Origin of the sequence: Allobosea sp. CER48 (assembly GCF_044752385.1) — a bacterium.
Classification (GTDB): domain Bacteria; phylum Pseudomonadota; class Alphaproteobacteria; order Rhizobiales; family Beijerinckiaceae; genus Allobosea.
Map to the genome: position 1 here is coordinate 1 of NZ_JBIWYK010000380.1, position 3153 is coordinate 3153.

Annotated in this window: 3 protein-coding genes; all 3 read right to left on the reverse strand. The window is 66.6% G+C overall.

Going from position 1 to position 3153, the window contains the following annotated elements; genetic code table 11:
• Positions 1-50: 50 nt before the first annotated feature.
• The gene (locus ACIPIA_RS13135) at positions 51-1739 is read right to left on the reverse strand and encodes an acyl-CoA dehydrogenase family protein (protein ID WP_400510191.1); all 1689 of its coding nucleotides are present in this window, start codon (positions 1737-1739) and stop codon (positions 51-53) included.
• Between the two features lie 94 nt (positions 1740-1833).
• Positions 1834-2712, reverse strand: coding sequence for a DMT family transporter (locus tag ACIPIA_RS13140; protein ID WP_400510193.1), 879 nt, complete (start codon positions 2710-2712; stop codon positions 1834-1836).
• 112 nt (positions 2713-2824) lie between these two features.
• On the reverse strand, positions 2825-3153 hold a 329-nt coding region (locus tag ACIPIA_RS13145), incomplete at its 5' end, for a glutathione S-transferase family protein (protein ID WP_400510194.1).

The following is a 3153-nucleotide window of genomic DNA, read 5'->3' on the forward strand; positions in this document are numbered from 1 at the left end:
ATTATCACGACGCGGCGCGACCGAATGTCCGGCCGCCGCTCCTCTGCCTGCTATTCCTCAACCAGGCGGCGCGCGATGACCTGCGCCTGGATCTCGGCCGCGCCCTCGAAGATGTTGAGGATGCGGGCGTCGCAGAGCACGCGGCTGACCGGATACTCCAGCGCGAAGCCGTTGCCGCCATGGATCTGCAGGGCGTTGTCGGCGGCCGCCCAGGCGACGCGCGCGCCCAGCAGCTTGGCCATGCCGGCCTCCAGATCGCAGCGCCGCTCCGCGTCCTTCTCGCGGGCCGCGAAATAGGTGAGCTGGCGGGCGATCAGGATTTCCGCCGCCATCATCGCCAGCTTGTCGGCGACACGCGGAAAGGCGATCAAAGGCTTGCCGAACTGGATGCGCTCCTGCGCATAGCGCAAACCGAGGTCGAAGGCCGACTGCGCCACGCCGATGGCACGGGCCGCCGTCTGGATGCGCGCCGCCTCGAACGTCTGCATCAGCTGCTTGAAGCCCTGCCCCGGCACGCCGCCGAGCAGATTCTCACCCTTGACGGCGAAACCGTCGAAGGCGAGTTCGTATTCCTTCATGCCGCGGTAGCCGAGGACCTCGATCTCGCCTCCGGTTAACCCCTCGACCGGGAACGGCTCCTCATCGCTGCCGCGCGGCTTCTCGGCGATCAGCATCGACAGCCCCCGATAGCCCGGCTCCGACGGATCGGTGCGGACGAGCAGCGTCATGATGTCGGCGCGCACAGGGTGGGTGATCCAGGTCTTGTTGCCGTAGACCTTCCACACGGCATCTTCGCCCTCGCCTTCCCTCACCGCCTTGGTGCGCAGCGAGGCAAGATCGGAGCCGGTATTGGGCTCCGTGAAAACCGCGGTCGGCAGAACCTCGCCCGAAGCGATCCTCGGCAACCAGTGCTCCTTCTGCTCGGCCGTACCGCCGCAGAGGATGAGTTCGGCGGCGATCTCCGAGCGGGTGCCGAGCGAGCCGACGCCGATATAGCCGCGTGACAGCTCCTCCGAGACGACGCACATCGAGACCTTCGACAGCCCCATGCCGCCGAATTCCTCGGGAATGGTCAGGCCGAAGACGCCAAGCTCGGCCATCTTCTCGACGACCGACAGCGGGATGTATTCGTTAGCGAGATGCCATTCATGGGCGTGAGGCGTCACCTCCGCGCTGCAGAAGCGACGCATCTCGGAGCGGATGGCCTCCAGCGTCTCGTCGAGTCCGGGATCGCCGACGCTGACGGAACCATCGCTCTGGCTGAACAGCGCGACGAAGCGTGCGCGGTGCTCCGGCGTGTTGCCCTCGGCGATCAACGCTTCTGCCGCAGCGGAGCGGGAGGCGGCGATCGCCTTCTGCGCGAGCCCCAGAGCCGACAGGCGAACGATCTCGCCCTGGCTCATCGGGATTCCGCCGAAGATCTGGGCGGCATATTCGCCCGCACCGATCCGCAGCGCATAGTCTTCGATGGCGCCGTAGCGGCCTTCATCCTGGAGGCGCTCGCCATAGGCCTTGAGCTCACGCAACGCGGTTACATAGGTCGCGAGCCAGGCCAGACCATGGGTGGCGTGCTGCTCCGCCTCCAGTCGCGCGGAAGCGATGCGGCCGTCGACGAGCACCTTTTGCCGCACTGCGGCGACCGCCTCCGCGAACAGCGTCTCGAAACCCGGCAGGGCGGCTGCGATCAGCGTGACCGCGTCGGCCTGATGCTCGGATTTGGCGGCGGTGTTGGCGCTCATGGTTCTGGCCTCCCTTTGTTGCGACGCAGCATAAGAGGAGTTCCACCGAAACCGAAATCCTCCTTTTTGCGGAGGAGCCGGATTGATCGACAGCCTATTTCCGGCTCGCCAGTGCCACGCCCAAGACGGTGACCGCCATGCCGCCGATCTGCAGCGGCGTCAGCGTCTCACCAAAGAGAAGCCAGGCCTCGACCGCGACCAATGCCGGCACGAGATAGAGGAAGGTCGCGATGCGCGAGACCTCGCCGCGGCGGATCATGAAGAAGTAGAGGCCGATACTGCCGAGCGAGAGGACGAGAACCGACCAGGCCAGCACGAGCAGCATGGTCAGGTTCCAGTCGATCCGCATCGGCTCGAAGGCCGCAGCGAAGGGCAGCACGATCAGCGCGGCCGCGACGTACTGGATCGCCGTCACAGTGCGCAGATCACCTGAAACACGCGCTTTCTGATACAAGGAGCCGAACGTCACCGAGAACATGCCGATGACGTTGACCAAGATGGGCACGAGCACGCCCCAGAGCGCTGCCGGCGCGACTCCCGCGAGCTGCGGCTGCAGCACCAGCGCGATGCCGGCGAAGCCGCAGAGAATGCCGAGCCAGCGGATGCCCGAAATGCGCTCGCCGACCAACGCAGGGGCGAAGAGCGCCGTCAGTACCGGTTGAAGCCCTGCGATCAACCCGGAAATGCCAGCAGGCAGGCCATGTCGCACCGCCCACCAGACGCCGCCGAGATAGATGCCGTGCAGCAGGATGCCCGAGATCGCCGCATCGCGCAGGCCGCGCCAGCTGCGCGGCCAGGATGCGCCCATCACCAGCGCCAGCAGACCGACAAGAAGCGCGGCGAAAGCGAAACGAACGAAGAGAAATGTCAGCGCGTCTGCGTAGCGCGCCGAATAGCCGGCGACGACCCAGCCCGTCGACCAGAGGAAGGTGAAGACCAGCGGCATGGCGCGAAGAATGAAAGGCGAGGACATCGAACCCTGAAACCGCCGGACCTCGCCTTCCCTATCGCCTCTGCAACGGCCGGAACAGGCCGCCAGCGCGCCGGCACCATGCTCCAGCCGTGCATCCTCCGGCGCCTTGTGCTCAATCCCGGTCGGGTGCGCCCGGCGGGAACAGCTTGCGGTAGGGCCGCGCCTCGTCGACAGCCCGCGCCACGGAGGGGCGCTCCAGCAGACGCGCGCGATAGCCGCGGACATTGCCAAGCGCACTGCCGATCTCATGAACCCAGTCGGCGTAGAACAGCGACGGAGCCGCCGCACAATCGGCCAGGGTGAAATCGTCACCGCAGGCCCAGTCACCTCTTCCGACGGCCCCATCCAACCAGCGATAGGCCTCGTCCAGCTGCACGCGCGCCTGCGCGACGCCGTAGGAATCGCGCTCGCCGGCCGGCCGCAGATGATCGGCCACGATCT